Source organism: Sphingorhabdus profundilacus, assembly GCF_009769755.1.
Lineage (GTDB): Bacteria > Pseudomonadota > Alphaproteobacteria > Sphingomonadales > Sphingomonadaceae > Sphingorhabdus_B > Sphingorhabdus_B profundilacus.
In genome coordinates this window covers 257,071-270,789 of sequence record NZ_SDWJ01000001.1, presented here as the reverse complement: position 1 = coordinate 270,789, position 13,719 = coordinate 257,071, and the positions used below count along the sequence as shown (strand labels likewise).

General features: G+C 57.0%; 18 protein-coding genes and 1 riboswitch. Of the genes, 5 read left to right on the top strand and 13 right to left on the bottom strand.

What is annotated here, in order from left to right; genetic code table 11:
• Positions 1-20: 20 nt before the first annotated feature.
• The 4 genes from EUU23_RS01300 to EUU23_RS01285 form a co-directional block, all read right to left on the bottom strand.
• Positions 21-1,019, bottom strand: a complete 999-nt coding sequence (locus EUU23_RS01300) for an NAD(P)H-dependent flavin oxidoreductase (RefSeq protein ID WP_160352333.1) — start codon at positions 1,017-1,019, stop codon at positions 21-23.
• Positions 1,016-1,399 carry a PIN domain-containing protein gene (locus tag EUU23_RS01295; RefSeq protein WP_281346876.1) on the bottom strand — a complete coding sequence of 128 codons (384 nt, stop codon included), beginning with the start codon at positions 1,397-1,399 and terminating at the stop codon, positions 1,016-1,018. Before EUU23_RS01295 ends, EUU23_RS01300 begins: the two co-directional genes overlap by 4 nt.
• 12 nt (positions 1,400-1,411) lie before the next feature.
• Positions 1,412-1,675, bottom strand: coding sequence for an AbrB/MazE/SpoVT family DNA-binding domain-containing protein (locus tag EUU23_RS01290; RefSeq protein ID WP_160352331.1), 264 nt, complete (start codon positions 1,673-1,675; stop codon positions 1,412-1,414).
• Positions 1,676-1,775: 100 nt separating this feature from the next.
• Positions 1,776-3,035 carry an aspartate kinase gene (locus EUU23_RS01285; RefSeq protein WP_160352330.1) on the bottom strand — a complete coding sequence of 420 codons (1,260 nt, stop codon included), beginning with the start codon at positions 3,033-3,035 and terminating at the stop codon, positions 1,776-1,778.
• A gap of 54 nt (positions 3,036-3,089) precedes the next feature.
• Between EUU23_RS01285 and ubiG the strand changes: the two genes are divergently transcribed.
• Both ubiG and EUU23_RS01275 read left to right on the top strand, forming a co-directional pair.
• A complete protein-coding gene (ubiG, locus tag EUU23_RS01280) occupies positions 3,090-3,824 on the top strand; it encodes a bifunctional 2-polyprenyl-6-hydroxyphenol methylase/3-demethylubiquinol 3-O-methyltransferase UbiG (RefSeq protein WP_160352329.1) in 735 nt (244 codons plus the stop codon).
• 131 nt (positions 3,825-3,955) lie between these two features.
• Positions 3,956-4,384 carry a hypothetical protein gene (locus EUU23_RS01275; protein WP_160352328.1) on the top strand — a complete coding sequence of 143 codons (429 nt, stop codon included), beginning with the start codon at positions 3,956-3,958 and terminating at the stop codon, positions 4,382-4,384.
• Between the two features lie 41 nt (positions 4,385-4,425).
• Here the strand turns inward: EUU23_RS01275 and EUU23_RS14230 are convergent, their stop codons facing one another.
• Positions 4,426-5,136, bottom strand: coding sequence for a hypothetical protein (locus EUU23_RS14230; protein WP_160352327.1), 711 nt, complete (start codon positions 5,134-5,136; stop codon positions 4,426-4,428).
• Positions 5,137-5,444: 308 nt separating this feature from the next.
• Positions 5,445-5,666 carry a DUF5818 domain-containing protein gene (locus EUU23_RS14375; RefSeq protein WP_425505094.1) on the bottom strand — a complete coding sequence of 74 codons (222 nt, stop codon included), beginning with the start codon at positions 5,664-5,666 and terminating at the stop codon, positions 5,445-5,447.
• Positions 5,667-6,153: 487 nt separating this feature from the next.
• Between EUU23_RS14375 and EUU23_RS01265 the strand changes: the two genes are divergently transcribed.
• From EUU23_RS01265 to EUU23_RS01255, 3 genes are all read left to right on the top strand, one after another.
• On the top strand, positions 6,154-6,936 hold the full coding sequence (locus EUU23_RS01265; RefSeq protein WP_160352326.1) for a TIGR04255 family protein: 783 nt from the start codon (positions 6,154-6,156) through the stop codon (positions 6,934-6,936).
• Positions 6,909-7,502 carry a hypothetical protein gene (locus EUU23_RS01260; RefSeq protein ID WP_160352325.1) on the top strand — a complete coding sequence of 198 codons (594 nt, stop codon included), beginning with the start codon at positions 6,909-6,911 and terminating at the stop codon, positions 7,500-7,502. The genes EUU23_RS01265 and EUU23_RS01260 overlap by 28 nt, the downstream gene beginning before the upstream one ends.
• A gap of 85 nt (positions 7,503-7,587) precedes the next feature.
• Positions 7,588-8,292 carry a hypothetical protein gene (locus tag EUU23_RS01255; protein WP_160352324.1) on the top strand — a complete coding sequence of 235 codons (705 nt, stop codon included), beginning with the start codon at positions 7,588-7,590 and terminating at the stop codon, positions 8,290-8,292.
• 293 nt (positions 8,293-8,585) lie between these two features.
• On the opposite strand, the gene EUU23_RS01250 is transcribed toward EUU23_RS01255, so the two are convergent.
• From EUU23_RS01250 to EUU23_RS01220, 7 genes are all read right to left on the bottom strand, one after another.
• Positions 8,586-9,044, bottom strand: a complete 459-nt coding sequence (locus EUU23_RS01250) for a hypothetical protein (protein WP_160352323.1) — start codon at positions 9,042-9,044, stop codon at positions 8,586-8,588.
• Positions 9,045-9,373: 329 nt separating this feature from the next.
• Entirely contained in the window at positions 9,374-9,715 is a 342-nt protein-coding gene (locus EUU23_RS01245) for a BrnA antitoxin family protein (RefSeq protein WP_160352322.1), read from the bottom strand.
• Entirely contained in the window at positions 9,690-9,929 is a 240-nt protein-coding gene (locus EUU23_RS01240) for a BrnT family toxin (RefSeq protein WP_425505093.1), read from the bottom strand. Before EUU23_RS01240 ends, EUU23_RS01245 begins: the two co-directional genes overlap by 26 nt.
• 97 nt (positions 9,930-10,026) lie before the next feature.
• On the bottom strand, positions 10,027-11,940 hold the full coding sequence (thiC, locus tag EUU23_RS01235; protein WP_160352320.1) for a phosphomethylpyrimidine synthase ThiC: 1,914 nt from the start codon (positions 11,938-11,940) through the stop codon (positions 10,027-10,029).
• 36 nt (positions 11,941-11,976) lie between these two features.
• A riboswitch (TPP riboswitch) is annotated at positions 11,977-12,082 on the bottom strand.
• 25 nt (positions 12,083-12,107) lie between these two features.
• Entirely contained in the window at positions 12,108-12,587 is a 480-nt protein-coding gene (locus EUU23_RS01230) for a nuclear transport factor 2 family protein (protein ID WP_160352319.1), read from the bottom strand.
• A 6-nt stretch (positions 12,588-12,593) separates the two neighbouring features.
• Positions 12,594-13,004, bottom strand: coding sequence for a VOC family protein (locus EUU23_RS01225; RefSeq protein WP_160352318.1), 411 nt, complete (start codon positions 13,002-13,004; stop codon positions 12,594-12,596).
• Positions 13,005-13,006: 2 nt separating this feature from the next.
• Entirely contained in the window at positions 13,007-13,633 is a 627-nt protein-coding gene (locus tag EUU23_RS01220) for a pyridoxamine 5'-phosphate oxidase family protein (protein ID WP_160352317.1), read from the bottom strand.
• Between the last annotated feature and the right edge of the window lie 86 nt (positions 13,634-13,719).

The window sequence follows — 13,719 nt, the reverse complement described above, 5'->3', positions numbered from 1 at the left end:
CAAAGACGGCAGAGTGGGCTCTATCTCGCCAGTGCTTCTTCCGCCTCCGTCACGAGTTTGGCGATGATGTCGACCACCGGCCGTTCGACATGGACCATACCCACCGACTGCCCGGCCATTACTGAACCATATTCGACATCGCCGTCAATCACCGCCCGGCGGAGTGCTCCAGCCCAATAGCGCTCAATCTCGAGCTGAGCTGCCTCCATATCGATTTCACCTGCGTCGAGCTTGGCGGCGACCTCGACCTGTTTGCGCGTGAATTCTTCGGTGCCCTTGTTTTTCAGGGCGCGGACCGGAATGACCGGCAGGCGCGGGTCAATCTGGACACTCGCCACCGCATCGCGGGCATTGGCGCGCAGGAAGGCGGCCTTGAAATTGGGATGGGCGATGCTTTCATGCGCGCAGACAAAGCGCGTGCCCAACTGCACGCCCGCCGCACCCATTTCGAGATAGCTCGCGATCAAGCCGCCGCGCGCAATGCCGCCCGCGACAAAGATCGGAAGTTGCTCGCCCAATTCGGGCAGGATTTCCTGCGCCAGCACCGACGTTGCGACCGGACCGATATGGCCACCCGCCTCGCTGCCCTCGATTATCAGCGCATCGACGCCGGACCGCGCGAATTTCTTGGCGAGCGTCAGCGCAGGGGCAAAGCACATGACCTTGGCGCCGAATTCCTTGATCGCCTCGATACTGCCCTTGGGCGGCAGGCCACCGGCGAGGACCACATGCGTCACCCCATGCTTGGCACAGATCGCGATCAACTCCATGATCTGCGGGTGCATGGTGATCAGGTTCACGCCAAAGGGCCTGGACGTCAGCGCCTTGGTCGCGGCGATCTCGGCATCCAGCAATTCCGGCGTCATCGCCCCGCAGGCAATCACCCCGAAGCCACCGGCATTGGAAATGGCCGAGACCAAATTTCGTTCCGAAACCCAAGACATCGCCCCGCACATGATAGCGGTCTGGCAGCCAAGGAATTCGGTGCCGCGAAGCATGAGATGGTTGAGTTTGGTCATGGTTTCCAAATTTCCAATTTCAGTCCGTCAATGTCTTCGAAATCATCGCCATTATTAGTGATGAGAGTAAGGTCAGCGACCAAAGCGGTGGCTGCGATCATGCGGTCGATTATTTTGCGTCGGGAAAATCCGGTTTGCCTCAGAATCTCGCCATATGCATCGGCCATTGAGGACATGAAATTTAATGTCGGTAACATTGCCAGGAGCTCATCCACTGCTTCGCGGCGAGAGTCTGTCCATTCTGGGTGGCTATATACGCCACTTTCCAACTCGACCCGCGTCAACACAGAAATATGGGGCTGCACGCTCAGCTCGCTGAAACGGGTCAAGATGTTCTCGTTTCGCTCGCGCATATGCACGACGATATTCGTGTCGAGCAAAAAAGCCAATTTTCAATAAAGTCCGGGACGATCAGGAAACTCGATAGGTTCACGAGGCTCCGGATTTTTCACCGGACCTAAAGCACGTAAGCGCCGAACCAGTTCCGTAACTTGCGCTTTTTCATATTCAGGATCGAGGATCGGTCGCAATTCAAGCTTACCTCCCCGCTGGATCAATTCGAATTCATCGCCGGGCTTCACACCAAAAGCCTTGGGTAAGCGCACAGCAACACTGTTCCCGCTTTTGAAAGCGCAAATTTTAGTGGAGGCATTCATATTTTGTATATACCGGATATACCGACTTAAGTCAAATCGATCAACGCTGGTTGCTTTAGCCTGGGATTTCTATTGATCGCGTGTTTTTTGCCTCGCCGCTTCACCGATCGGCATCCAACCCATAAGCCGTGTGCAACACACGCACGGCGAGTTCGGTCTCATCCTCGTCGATCAGCACGGAGACCTTGATTTCCGAAGTCGAGATCGCCTGGATGTTGATCTTGCGGTCGGCTAAGGAACTGAACATTGTGGAGGCGACGCCAGCGTGGCTCTTCATACCGACGCCGACCACGGAGATCTTGGCGACTTTGGTGTCGGGGATCAGGCGGTTATAGCCGATGGCGTCGCGCTGGTTTTCCAAGATGTCGGTGCAGCGCGCAAGATCCGCTTGCGGACACGTGAAGGTCACGTCGGTCTCGCCCTTGTCGCGGCCGACATTCTGGATGATCATGTCCACGTTGATATTCGCGTCGGCCAGCGGCGCGAAGATATGCGCCACCGCGCCGGGACGGTCGGGGACGCGGGTCAGGGTGATTTTCGCCTCATTCTTGTCGGCGGCGATGCCGGTGATCAGCTGGCGTTCCACTTGGGCATTCTCCAATTCTTCGTCGGTCACGATCATCGTGCCGGGGATGCTGTCTGCGTCGGGGGCGTTTTCATCGATGAAGGAGGACAGCACCTGCACGCGCACCCCTTCTTTCATCGCGAGCCCGACCGAACGGGTTTGCAAAACCTTCGACCCGACCGAGGCCAGTTCGAGCATTTCTTCATAGGTCACCGCCTTCAGCTTGCGCGCGCGGGCGACGATACGGGGGTCGGTGGTGTAGACGCCGTCGACATCGGTATAGATATCGCACCGGTCCGCCTTGACCGCCGCGGCGACCGCAACCGCTGACGTATCCGACCCGCCGCGCCCCAAGGTGGTCACGCGATTGTCGTCGGTCAGCCCCTGAAAGCCGGGGATGACGGCGATGCAGCCGGTGCCCATCGACGCCAGCAATTCATCGGTGTCGATCGAGCCGATCCGCGCCTTGGCATGGGCGTCGTCGGTGTGGATCGGCATCTGCCACCCCAGCCAGCTGCGCGCATTACAGCCCAGGGCCTGCAACGTAATCGCCAGCAGGCCAGACGTAATCTGCTCGCCCGCCGCAACCACCACATCATATTCGGCCGGATCGTATAGCGCATTGGCTTCGCGGCAGAAGTTTACGAGGCGATCGGTATCGCCCGCCATGGCCGAGACGACCACAGCCACCTCGTCCCCGCGCTCGGCTTGCCGCTTGACGAGCTGGGCAACACGGCGGATACGTTCGGTTCCGGCCATAGACGTGCCGCCAAATTTCATTACAATGCGCGCCATGAAAACCTTACAAAGTCGCTATATTACAATCGGGCGCCCTGATAGGGACAGGATATGACAAAGGCAAGCACCGCAACGACAATAAACGCCGCCGAAGCCGCACATTTTGGCGCACTGGCCGCGGACTGGTGGGACCCGAAGGGCAGTTCGGCGATGCTGCACAAGCTGAACCCGGTGCGGCTGGGCTTTATCCGCAATGCCATCGACGCCCATTTCGGCGGCGATGGCAAGACACGGACACCGCTGGCGGGCAAGAGCGCGCTGGACGTCGGCTGTGGCGCAGGCTTGCTGTGCGAACCCCTTGCCCGCATGGGCGCGGCCGTCACCGGCGTCGACGCGGCACCAGAAAATGTCGAGGCCGCCAAGGCCCATGCGGCGCAATCGGGCCTTAGCATCGCCTATCGGGCCGGTGAAATTGCCGCGCAAGGCTTGGGCGCATTTGATGTCGTCTCCTCGATGGAGGTGATCGAACATGTCACCGACCCCGCGGCCTTCATCGCCGAACTGGCACGCCATCTGAAACCCGATGGCTTGCTCCTGCTATCGACCCCCAACCGCACGGCGGCGTCGCGCCTGTTTCTGGTCGAGGCAGCCGAACGTCTGGGGCAAGTCCCCCGCGGCACGCATGATTGGGACCAGTTCCTGACGCCCGAAGAATTGACCGCACTGCTGCACGATGCTGGTCTGGAAGTGGTGGATATGCGCGGTATCGCCTTTTCACCGATGAAAGGACTTCATCTGAGCAGCAACCAGGCACTGAACTATATCTTATCGGCAAAATTTGGATAATTTTTTCAGATAGGTGAAAAGTCACACCGCCCCCGTCCGGCAATTTCTGGTCAAGAACTCTTATCGTCATTCCAGCATTTGGCCATGAATATGGCGCGGCTTGCATCGCTTCCCACCATCGCTAAGATATCATGATGACGACACAAACCGCCCGGGCATTGGTCATACAGCGCCTTATAGCTCTGCCCTATCTCATTCTGGGCGCTTGGTGCCTGTTTGCGCCGCATCAAGTGGAGCGGCTGACAATCACACCTGCGTTTCAGCATCTGAGCGCCACCAGCGCGCTGTTGATCGGCTGTTTCGGGGCGCAGGCGGTGCTGGGCGGCATATTCATATGGTTCAGCCGCTGGGAACGACGGACCTTTGCGGTCTATGCGGCCGCGCTGCTGCCCTTTTTTGCATTCAATTACTGGTTCGTGTTCGAGGTGCCCATTTTCAACCGCTGGCTCGCGCTGGATTTTGTGTCCAATGCGTTCATGCTGGGGCTGAGCCTTTTTGGCTGGCACGTCATGGGGCGGCATATGCCGCCGGTTGCGGGCGGGCAGATCGAGGACGGATAGCTTTTCCCCATCGGGAAAGCCGTACGCGCAAGCTGACGCCTTTATTGCAGCGCGCGCAGCCGGGCGATTTCCTGACGCAGGGCGGTGTTCTCCGCGATCAGATCCGCCATTTTGGGCACATGCTTGGGCGTTTCGGGGCGCGGCGCGAACAGCTTGGCAAGGTCCGCCATCCGCGTCCGCATCCAATAGCCGACAATATCCAGCACATTGTTTTTCCTGTAGACCGCAACCGCCCGTGCGCGGGGCAGCGGGGTCCGGTCATCCGGCATCGCCATTTCAGCGACAGCAGGTGCCGCCATAACGGTGGCGGGCGGCGCGATGGCCGTCGCCAACGATCCGGCCCCCGCGCGAACATCATCGATTTTCTTCGCGCGGGGTTTCCGAGGAGCAGCCTTTCTGGCTGTCTTTTTTTGGTCCGCAGGTTTTGCGACCCTGGGCTTTGCGGTAGTGGATTTGGATTTGGCGGCCGTGCGCGCCTTTTTGGGTTTCGATGCAGGCTTTGCAGGTTTCAGCGCCAGTGCAGCCGGTGTCACCGCGCGCAGCGGCAACGGGATGATAAGGGCATTTCCGGAATCGATAATGAGATTGCGTCGTTCAAGCTTGATATCAGGTGGAAAGGTGGGGGGACGAATGGCATCGGTGCGGACGAAGAAAGCGGGATTGGTATCTCGGCCTTTCCAGTCAGCCTGCCGACTTTTGCCCGTATTTTTCTGCGCTTTTTTGCGCGCAATCTCGACAATGCGATTTTCCATCTACCGACCTTCCCCCAGACGTAGTGGCTGAGGTGAAACTATAGGCATAGATGTAGTTGGCAAGCGGAGATGAAACCAAAATGGACTGGAGTTTAGCGGCGGTGTTGGGGACAGTCCCCAAGGGGACAGTCTTCACCTTACCCCAGTCACCCCGAACTCCCCCCATCACCCTGAACTCCCCCCTCACCAACTCCGCCTAGGCCTGTCGGCCAAGGCTCCATATCCTCTCCCCTGAAGGGGAGAGGTACACAGTCTTACGGCTTCAGCCGTTAGACGAAGTGGAGAGGGGGAGTGCGCGCGCCACCACCTCAATCCAAAACCACCACCCGCCGCACCCACAGCGCATTGAACCCAACCCGCTCCCCCTCCACCCGCACCTCCGCCCGTCGGGCGCGGGCAGCGCGGAGGCGGAGGCGGATGGACAGGCCGCCGTCCAGCTCCCACACCCCACCGCCACGCACGCACAGGATATAGCCCCAAGGCCCGCGTTCAACCCTGCCGCTGATCTGATGTTCTGTGCCAAGCGGCATGAAAACTCTCCCGTCCCAAGGAGAAAGAAAGCGGTCCGCCCCCGCTTTCCGTGTCTCCCTTGATCCTCACTGGTGATCGGGGAGTTAGTTACCGCCATAAGTCGGTCCTATGGCCTTTAGGCAAGCCTTGGACATACGCCACAGGCTCCCCGACCATAAAGATCAAGAGAGTGTGACGCTGTTACGGTCAGCATCAACCGCTTATGGAGAGGTAACTACACCCCAGCGCCGCGCGTGACGACGCCGCAGACGTTATGCGAGAGAATGGGGGCGGATGCAAATGGTGATTGGGTTTTTGGCGCATGGATCGACCGAACAAAAACTCATTCTATTGCTGACTCAAGGAAGCGTTCTGTTGACCTGAAATGACTTACGCATTGCATTCGAGTTTCAACGCAAATGAGTTGCGCGAAGCGAAACAAGTCGCTAGCAGATTGTTGATAGTAACTTCACACAAACTTCACACTCTGATTCTATCAGGGATTACATGATGAAATTACCTCTTAGAGGCGAACCAATATCTGTACCATTCACCGGTCGACGATTACTCGAGCGAGCGATGGTGGTCGTGCGGTTTACACCAGTGCTCAAGATTGCTGAAGAATCAGGAAATGGCATTGCTGAGTTCCAAGAGTCTATTCGAAGTGAATATCCACTGGCTGAACTCGAGCGTGAAGCGGTTATGCGGATTGAGATGAAGCCTGACGGCAGCGTTGGAGCGCAACAAGAGGCACAGCCAGTTTGGCGACTGTCTGATATCAAACAGGCATGGCGTGTTTCTTTGACACCTCGAAGCATCGCACTAGAAACAACCGGAGATACTTACAAGGATTGGCCCGATTTCGCGCAACGGATATCTTCACTTGTTGATGCAGTAGGAACGCATTTCGCACCCAGCCATCGTCAATATGTAGGCGTCCGATACATAAATGCGGCTGTAGTGAATGACGGCGCTGATCCCAGGCTTGAATGCGCCAAGGAACTAGTAAGTATCACGGGCAACCCGGACTTAGAGTTGGCTGATCTTCTATGGCGTTTTTCTGTCGATGAGGGTCACATGCTACTCAGGAGCGGTGTCATGCCTTCGGGCGCTAGCTACGATCCGAGCGTTTTTATGCCTAGGGACAACCCGACTTGGTATCTTGATATCGACATTACAAATTCTGATTCGGATGAATTTGACGCTGTGAAGATCAATGCTAGTATCTTGGCACAAGTAAAACGTCTGCACGCTATTTATCTTTGGGCGATGCAGGTAAAGGACAATTAAATAAAATGACTTTGGCAATGGCTTCTCGCAACGCAGATAATTACCGCGTAATTGTTGCAATCCCCAATGAAAGTGGAATGTTTCCTCTTAAAGCAATTTTCGCTAGCGCGCTAATTGCATGTAGCTCTACCTCTGCGCAAGCAGCGGTTGTCGCTCCTGTTCGTGTAGATTGCACATGTGCCGGCACAAACGGCGGTACCGTTGCACGAGATGTTAATTCATCAACTTCAGATGCGCTTGACGAAATCAAACGCCGGTCTGGACTTACTTGGGGACAAATGGCTGAAATTTTTCAGGTCAGTCGTCGAACAGTCCATTCGTGGGCGAATGGTGCTGCAGTGCGTGTCGCGCATGCCGGACTAGTAACGCAACTGCTTCAGCGTGTTCGCGAGTTTGATGACCAACCTCCTTTTAAGGTACGAGACCACCTTCTGAGATTGTCTGTGGATCAAACCAAAACAACGTCAATTGTAGCCGATGAATCCCCTATACTTGTCGGCGACAATACGCCCTTTGCGCATCATCTTAAATCTCGGCCTGGCAAAATCAATTTAAGGCGCGGCTAAATCGCAAGTGGCAAGCGAGGACGGTCCACTTCTCGATGCTTGGCGCCAAGGGGACTTGGCACTGCAGCCTCTTGAGTTGTCAGTAATGATGATCGATGATGACGGTGTTTTCTGGACAGCGATTGAAGCACCTCACGGCGTCGCGATGATAAGTCAGTCGTGTGACATCATCCGTGACCTTGAAGTGAGGCCATACGTACAGGTTGCGGGATTAGTTCCTGCTACAGATGCAGAGGTCGCGAGAGCCATAAGGCAAGAAACTCCTAGTCGAATTTACCTCGAAAGCCTCGACGGCAAAAGTTTATTGATTGATCTTGACTTAACGGCAACGGTCCACAAAACAGTAGTTGCAACCTGGCAAAGAACGTCTGGCTGTAACTCGGATGGCGAGACTCGCAAGTTAGCAAAAGGTCTTGCACGTCATCGGCAACGATTCGCGTTCCCTGACGATTTCAATGATTTAATCGCCCCCATTCGTAAGTGGATCGAGTCCAAGCGGAGCAAACAAAGTCCGCACGGAAATTTTGTTAGGGCCCTACACGAAGTGCGTGCCCATTGTGACAACTGGGAGACGCCGACTGAATTAACATTTTTGGCAATCGTAAATGATATACCCGAGCCTGAAGAGTTGGCGCATTGGGAAGAAGCAGCCAAAACGCTCGAAACTAAAGCACAACACGATGACTACCCTGCCGCCGAGTTCAAGATCGTTACCTACGATAGCATTTCAGCACGAGAATATCGAGAATCTGATCGACTAGACTGGGACGGACTAAGCGATTCACCTTAGGCAGTCGATGCGGCGAAATCTATTACACGCCACCCAAAGCCACCCCCAACCACCCAAAATCTTAATCATTCCCCCTGCATCATAATCTTCCGCCTCCCCTATCAAAGATAGGTGCGGGCGGGCGTCTTGGGCGGGTTACCCGATCTTCGCCAAGCGGCGGGATGTCGGAATCGCCGATATCTTCGTTCTTTATCGCGGCAATATGCTCGCAAAGCCCTGCCGCCTGCCCCCGACATAAAAAGGTCGCCGCGACATAATGGACGCGGCGACCCTTACCTTATGGCGGGTTGCGGCTACATCGCCCAGTTGCCGGTGCCGCTGCCTTTTCCGTCGATGCCGACGAACGTCATCGTTCCGCGTTTACCGGCATACATTCCGGTCTTGCCAAATGCCCACCCGGTGCACAGGACGGTGCCGCTGCCCTTTGCAGGTTCCGTGCATCCCCAGATCGTCGAACTGGAGCCTTCTGCACCGGTGCTGTCGCATACGATGCGGAAGTTATAGGTGGAATCATTTGGTGGCATGCTGACGCCGATGCATGTGTGGGTCGAAGTTGTCTTTTTGCCATCCTGCCATGTGTTTTCGGCAGTCCCGGTCGTCATCTGCCCGCCGAAAGCCGTGCCATCGGGCCTTGCGCCACCAACGACCTCGCTGGTCTTTTGTATCGTCTGAAATACATAGCTTTGGGCGTGCGCGACATTTGCGCCGGTGATGGCTGTCGCAAAGATACAAAACTTGATTAGCTTGTTCATGTCTCTCTCCTGTTGCAGGCCGATGTCCGGGGCGCACGGCCAAACGCCGGTGCATACAACCAGTCGGGAACACTTAACCCTGTCGCATTCTGCCCAACAAAGTAAGCGAGTCGGAGGCAAGCAGTGGCGGGAGTGTAAACCTGTGCAACATTATGTCACGGAAAAACGTTGATCGCCGTGACGTCACTTACGCCTCAATCATGCTCCCGGTCCCCCGCCCCCATATACAACTCCCGCCCGGTCTCGTCATAGACCTTGCTCATCTCGGCCATGCCTTCTTCAGCCTTCGGCTGGGGAATTACGGTGCCAGTTTACTAAATACAACAAACTCACCCCGCCTTCCGCATCTCCTCTTCAAACACTTTTCGTAGCGCGGCGTTGATCGCGGTCTGGTACCCCCGCTTGCCGTCTTGCTTGGTCTTGAAATATTCCAACACATCGGCGTCCAGCCGCACGGTCACCTGTTTCTTCACCGGGCGGTAGAATTTGCCGCGCACGGCATTCTTCCAGAAATCCTCGGTCAAAGGCGGGATGTCGGAAAAGTCGATGTCTTCATCCTTCATGGCATCGAGCGCGCGCAGTCGCTCGCGCTGCTCATCGGTCAACGGCGGCGGATTTGTCGGGTCAAATTCGTACCGGACAAGCTTAGCTTTCGTATCGTCGTCTTTCATGCCGTTCTGCCTTTCGGGCGGAAATGATGCGGATGATATCAATTCCATCCTCATCGCGCCAATTATGCACCACCAACAGAAGGCGGATGCCATCCACCGTGCCGATGGTTTGCCAGCGATGCTCGCCGCCTTCGATCCGCTCGATATCCGAAATATGCGACGGATCGGCGAACACGCGAACGGCATCGTCAAAAGCAACTTTATGCTTCTTCAAGTTCGCCTCCGCTTTGAACGGGTCCCACTCAAAGAGCATGTTACTACTTATTTGTAGTTACAAATATGAGGTTACAGGGCAAATGTCAAGCATGTGTTCAATCATGCTCCCGATCACCCTGCCCCATATACAACTCCCGCCCGGTCTCGTCATAGACCTTGCTCATTTCCGCCATGCCCGCCTCTGCTTCCTCCGTCGCGATGAACCCGGCGCTGTCCTGGTTCTGCAACCGTGCGAATTCGCGCACCTCCTGGCTGATCTTCATCGAGCAGAATTTGGGCCCGCACATCGAACAGAAATGCGCGGTTTTCGCACCCTCTGCGGGTAACGTCTGGTCGTGATATTGCTCCGCGGTGTCGGGGTCGAGGCTGAGGTTGAACTGGTCACGCCAGCGGAACTCGAAGCGGGCCTTGCTGAGCGCATCGTCGCGGACCTGCGCGGCGGGGTGGCCCTTGGCGAGGTCGGCGGCATGGGCGGCGAGCTTGTAGGTGACGACGCCGACCTTCACATCGTCGCGGTCGGGCAGGCCCAGATGCTCCTTGGGCGTGACGTAGCAGAGCATGGCCGTGCCGTACCAGCCGATCATCGCCGCGCCGATGCCGCTGGTGATATGGTCATATCCCGGTGCGATATCGGTGGTGAGCGGTCCGAGCGTGTAGAAGGGTGCCTCGCCGCAGACTTCCAATTGCTTGGTCATATTCTCCTTGATCTTGTGCATGGGCACATGGCCCGGCCCTTCGATCATGACCTGCACGTCGGATTTCCACGCGCGGTGGGTGAGTTCGCCCAGCGTGTAGAGCTCGGCAAATTGCGCCTCGTCATTGGCGTCGGCGATGCTGCCGGGACGCAGGCCGTCGCCCAGGCTGTAGGCGATGTCATAGGCCTTCATGATCTCGGTGATGTCGTCGAAATGTTCGTAGAGGAAGCTTTCCTTGTGATGGGCAAGGCACCATTTCGCCATGATGCTGCCCCCGCGCGACACGATGCCGGTCATGCGCTTGGCGGCGAGCGGCACATAAGGCAGGCGCACCCCTGCGTGGATGGTGAAATAATCGACGCCCTGTTCGGCCTGTTCGATCAACGTGTCGCGGAAGATTTCCCATGTCAGGTCTTCGGCGACGCCGCCGACCTTTTCCAGCGCCTGATAAATGGGCACGGTGCCGATGGGGACGGGCGAGTTGCGGATGATCCATTCGCGGGTGTCATGGATGTTGCGGCCCGTGGACAGGTCCATGACGGTGTCCGCGCCCCAGCGGATCGACCAGACCATCTTGTCCACCTCGGTCGCAACGTCGGAGGCGACGGCGCTGTTGCCGATATTGGCGTTGATCTTGACCAGAAAGTTGCGGCCGATGGCCATCGGCTCGCTTTCGGGGTGGTTGATATTGTTGGGGATGATCGCCCGGCCCCGCGCGATTTCGTCGCGGACGAATTCGGGGGTGACATAATCGGGTATTTCCGCGCCAAAGCTCTCACCGTCGCGCTTGTATTCGGCAAGGCGCGCACGGCCCAGATTTTCACGTTCCGCCACATATTCCATCTCGGGCGTGATGATGCCGCCACGGGCATAGTGCATCTGGCTGACATTCATGCCCGGCTTGGCGCGCAGCACCTGTTTGCGGACATTGGGGAACGGTGCGACGCCGCCGCTGCGGTCGGGGCCGAGCTGGCCATTATCTTCCGGGCGGACTTCGCGCTGGGTAACTTCTTCAACGTCGCCGCGTTCGCGGATCCAGTCCTTGCGGATTTCCGGCAGGCCCATGCTGATGTCGATATGCGCGTCAGAGTCAGTGTAAGGTCCGCTGGGGTCATAGACGCGCACCGGCGCATCGTCGCAGCTCGGGTCGAGGTAGATTTCGCGCATGGCAACGCGGCAGCCATGAATCGGGGTGGGGCCGACGTAGATTTTCTTGCTGCCGCGAATGGGGCCGGTGGTGACGCCGATTTCAGTGCGTGCGGGCCGCTGGCTTCCATCAGAAGCCAGATCTATCTTTGAATCTACGTCTGCCATATCTACTCTCCATAATATCGATAAGGAGAGCGCGGGTTTCGGGTGCCGCTCCCTCCCTACGCCCGCGTCAACGGGATCAGGTTCAGCGGGTCGCAGGGCGTTACACCTGCCTCTCAGTCACACGACTCCCCGGGGATGGGCAGATGATAGCGGTGGTAGCGAACTAATCAAAGCCCCAATTCGGATAGCCCGGCATGATCGTCCGGGCGGCGGCCTCCGTCGCGCCCTCTATCCCATCGCAACAACCTTTCGGTTTTGTCGATGGCCAGATCATTAATGCTCGCATGACGCGTTGCCATAAAACCATGTTCGTCGAATCCCCAATTTTCATTACCGTAGCTGCGCCACCATTGGCCGCTTCCGTCGTGCCATTCATAAGCGAAGCGGACCGCGATGCGGTTGGCATCGTGCGCCCACAACTCCTTGATGAGACGATATTCGTGCTCGCGCGCCCATTTATGCGAGAGAAACGCCTCGATCTCGAGGCGGCTGCGAATGAACTGATCGCGGTTTCGCCACTGGCTGTCGGGCGTGTAGGCGAGCGCGACCTTGGCAGGATCACGCCCGTTCCAAGCGTCCTCAGCTGCACGGACTTTGTGCGCGGCGGATTCGCGGGTAAACGGCGGTACGGGAGGGCGCTTTTCCATCTAAGGTCAGGCGAAAGGCGTTGCAAATTCGATGCGGATGCCACCGGGCATCGCGCAGATAAAATGCCGCGTCGCCGACCCTTCGCGGATTGGCTCGGGCGCGAACTCGATTGTCGTACCCGGATGCGCCCTGACCCGCGAATGTATAACCCCAAGCGCAGCATCGTCAGCTACTCCCAAGGCGAGATGGTGGAGGCCGATGTTCGCTTTGCGATCGAACGGCGTCGCACTGGCTGGCTCGGCCGCCTGCCACAAAGTCAACAACGTGCCGCCGTCGCTGACGAACTTGGAGGGATAGTCCGGATTTCCGCCAACTTCGCTAAAACCAAGAGCAGCACAGAAAAAGTCGGTGGCCGCATCAAGGTCAGGCACGGTGAGCCCAATATGATGCGCTCCGTTGGTAAGGGCTTTGCTCATGTTCATTCTCCTTTGGATATGGCACGCAAAGCCTCGACTTCAGCGCGCAGATGGTTGAGTTCGGTATTAAGCGGTTGAATAACAGCCGAAATTTCAGATTCGGTAAAGCGAGGCGTGATATGCTGGGGGCAATTCCAGTCGAAGCCAACAACGTCGATTATATAGGCGCGCTCCGGCATTGCCTTATACCCATCGGGCATCAACGAGGTGATCAGCGCCGCATCTTGCGCTGCGCTTACGACCTGCGCCTGGCCCAAAATTTTCAGGCGGCGGCGGTTTGGATAATCCATCAGGAATAGCGAAACACGCGGTTCGGTGACAAGGTTCGAATTGCTCACATGCTGCCGGTTGCCTTGATAGTCAGCAAAACCCAGCCGGTTGCCAGATAAAGCGCGGAGAAACCCCGCCGCCCCCCCGCGATGCTGGACATAGGGCCAACCCTCGGGCGTCACGCTGGCAATATAGAAGCTGTCGCGCGCGGCGATAAATCCGGCTTCCTTATCTGTCATTAGATCGGGTGTGCCGTCGGCCCCCTCCTCCATCCGTGCATAGGTCGAACGCGACCCGTCTACTTCCTGCATCGCGCGGGCGACGTCAGTGAATAATGTGTGGACGTAGTTTCTTGCCATCTTGCGAACTCCAACATTTGGTTGACCACAGCTACAACATTGATAAAATCATGATAATCTACATTTTACGTGAAACACTATTTCTG

Bases quoted from the DNA above. Each gene is read 5' to 3' on its own strand.
- EUU23_RS14230 (WP_160352327.1), bottom strand. From the start codon at position 5,136: ATGGAAAATCGCATTGTCGAGATTGCGCGCAAAAAAGCGCAGAAAAAT.
- EUU23_RS01290 (WP_160352331.1), bottom strand. From the start codon at position 1,675: ATGAATGCCTCCACTAAAATTTGCGCTTTCAAAAGCGGGAACAGTGTT.
- thiC (WP_160352320.1), bottom strand. From the start codon at position 11,940: ATGGCAGACGTAGATTCAAAGATAGATCTGGCTTCTGATGGAAGCCAG.
- EUU23_RS01230 (WP_160352319.1), bottom strand. From the start codon at position 12,587: ATGGAAAAGCGCCCTCCCGTACCGCCGTTTACCCGCGAATCCGCCGCG.
- EUU23_RS14375 (WP_425505094.1), bottom strand. From the start codon at position 5,666: ATGCCGCTTGGCACAGAACATCAGATCAGCGGCAGGGTTGAACGCGGG.
- EUU23_RS01300 (WP_160352333.1), bottom strand. From the start codon at position 1,019: ATGACCAAACTCAACCATCTCATGCTTCGCGGCACCGAATTCCTTGGC.
- EUU23_RS01265 (WP_160352326.1), top strand. From the start codon at position 6,154: ATGATGAAATTACCTCTTAGAGGCGAACCAATATCTGTACCATTCACC.
- EUU23_RS01220 (WP_160352317.1), bottom strand. From the start codon at position 13,633: ATGGCAAGAAACTACGTCCACACATTATTCACTGACGTCGCCCGCGCG.
- ubiG (WP_160352329.1), top strand. From the start codon at position 3,090: ATGACAAAGGCAAGCACCGCAACGACAATAAACGCCGCCGAAGCCGCA.
- EUU23_RS01225 (WP_160352318.1), bottom strand. From the start codon at position 13,004: ATGAGCAAAGCCCTTACCAACGGAGCGCATCATATTGGGCTCACCGTG.
- EUU23_RS01250 (WP_160352323.1), bottom strand. From the start codon at position 9,044: ATGAACAAGCTAATCAAGTTTTGTATCTTTGCGACAGCCATCACCGGC.
- EUU23_RS01285 (WP_160352330.1), bottom strand. From the start codon at position 3,035: ATGGCGCGCATTGTAATGAAATTTGGCGGCACGTCTATGGCCGGAACC.
- EUU23_RS01275 (WP_160352328.1), top strand. From the start codon at position 3,956: ATGATGACGACACAAACCGCCCGGGCATTGGTCATACAGCGCCTTATA.
- EUU23_RS01245 (WP_160352322.1), bottom strand. From the start codon at position 9,715: ATGAAAGACGACGATACGAAAGCTAAGCTTGTCCGGTACGAATTTGAC.
- EUU23_RS01255 (WP_160352324.1), top strand. From the start codon at position 7,588: ATGATGATCGATGATGACGGTGTTTTCTGGACAGCGATTGAAGCACCT.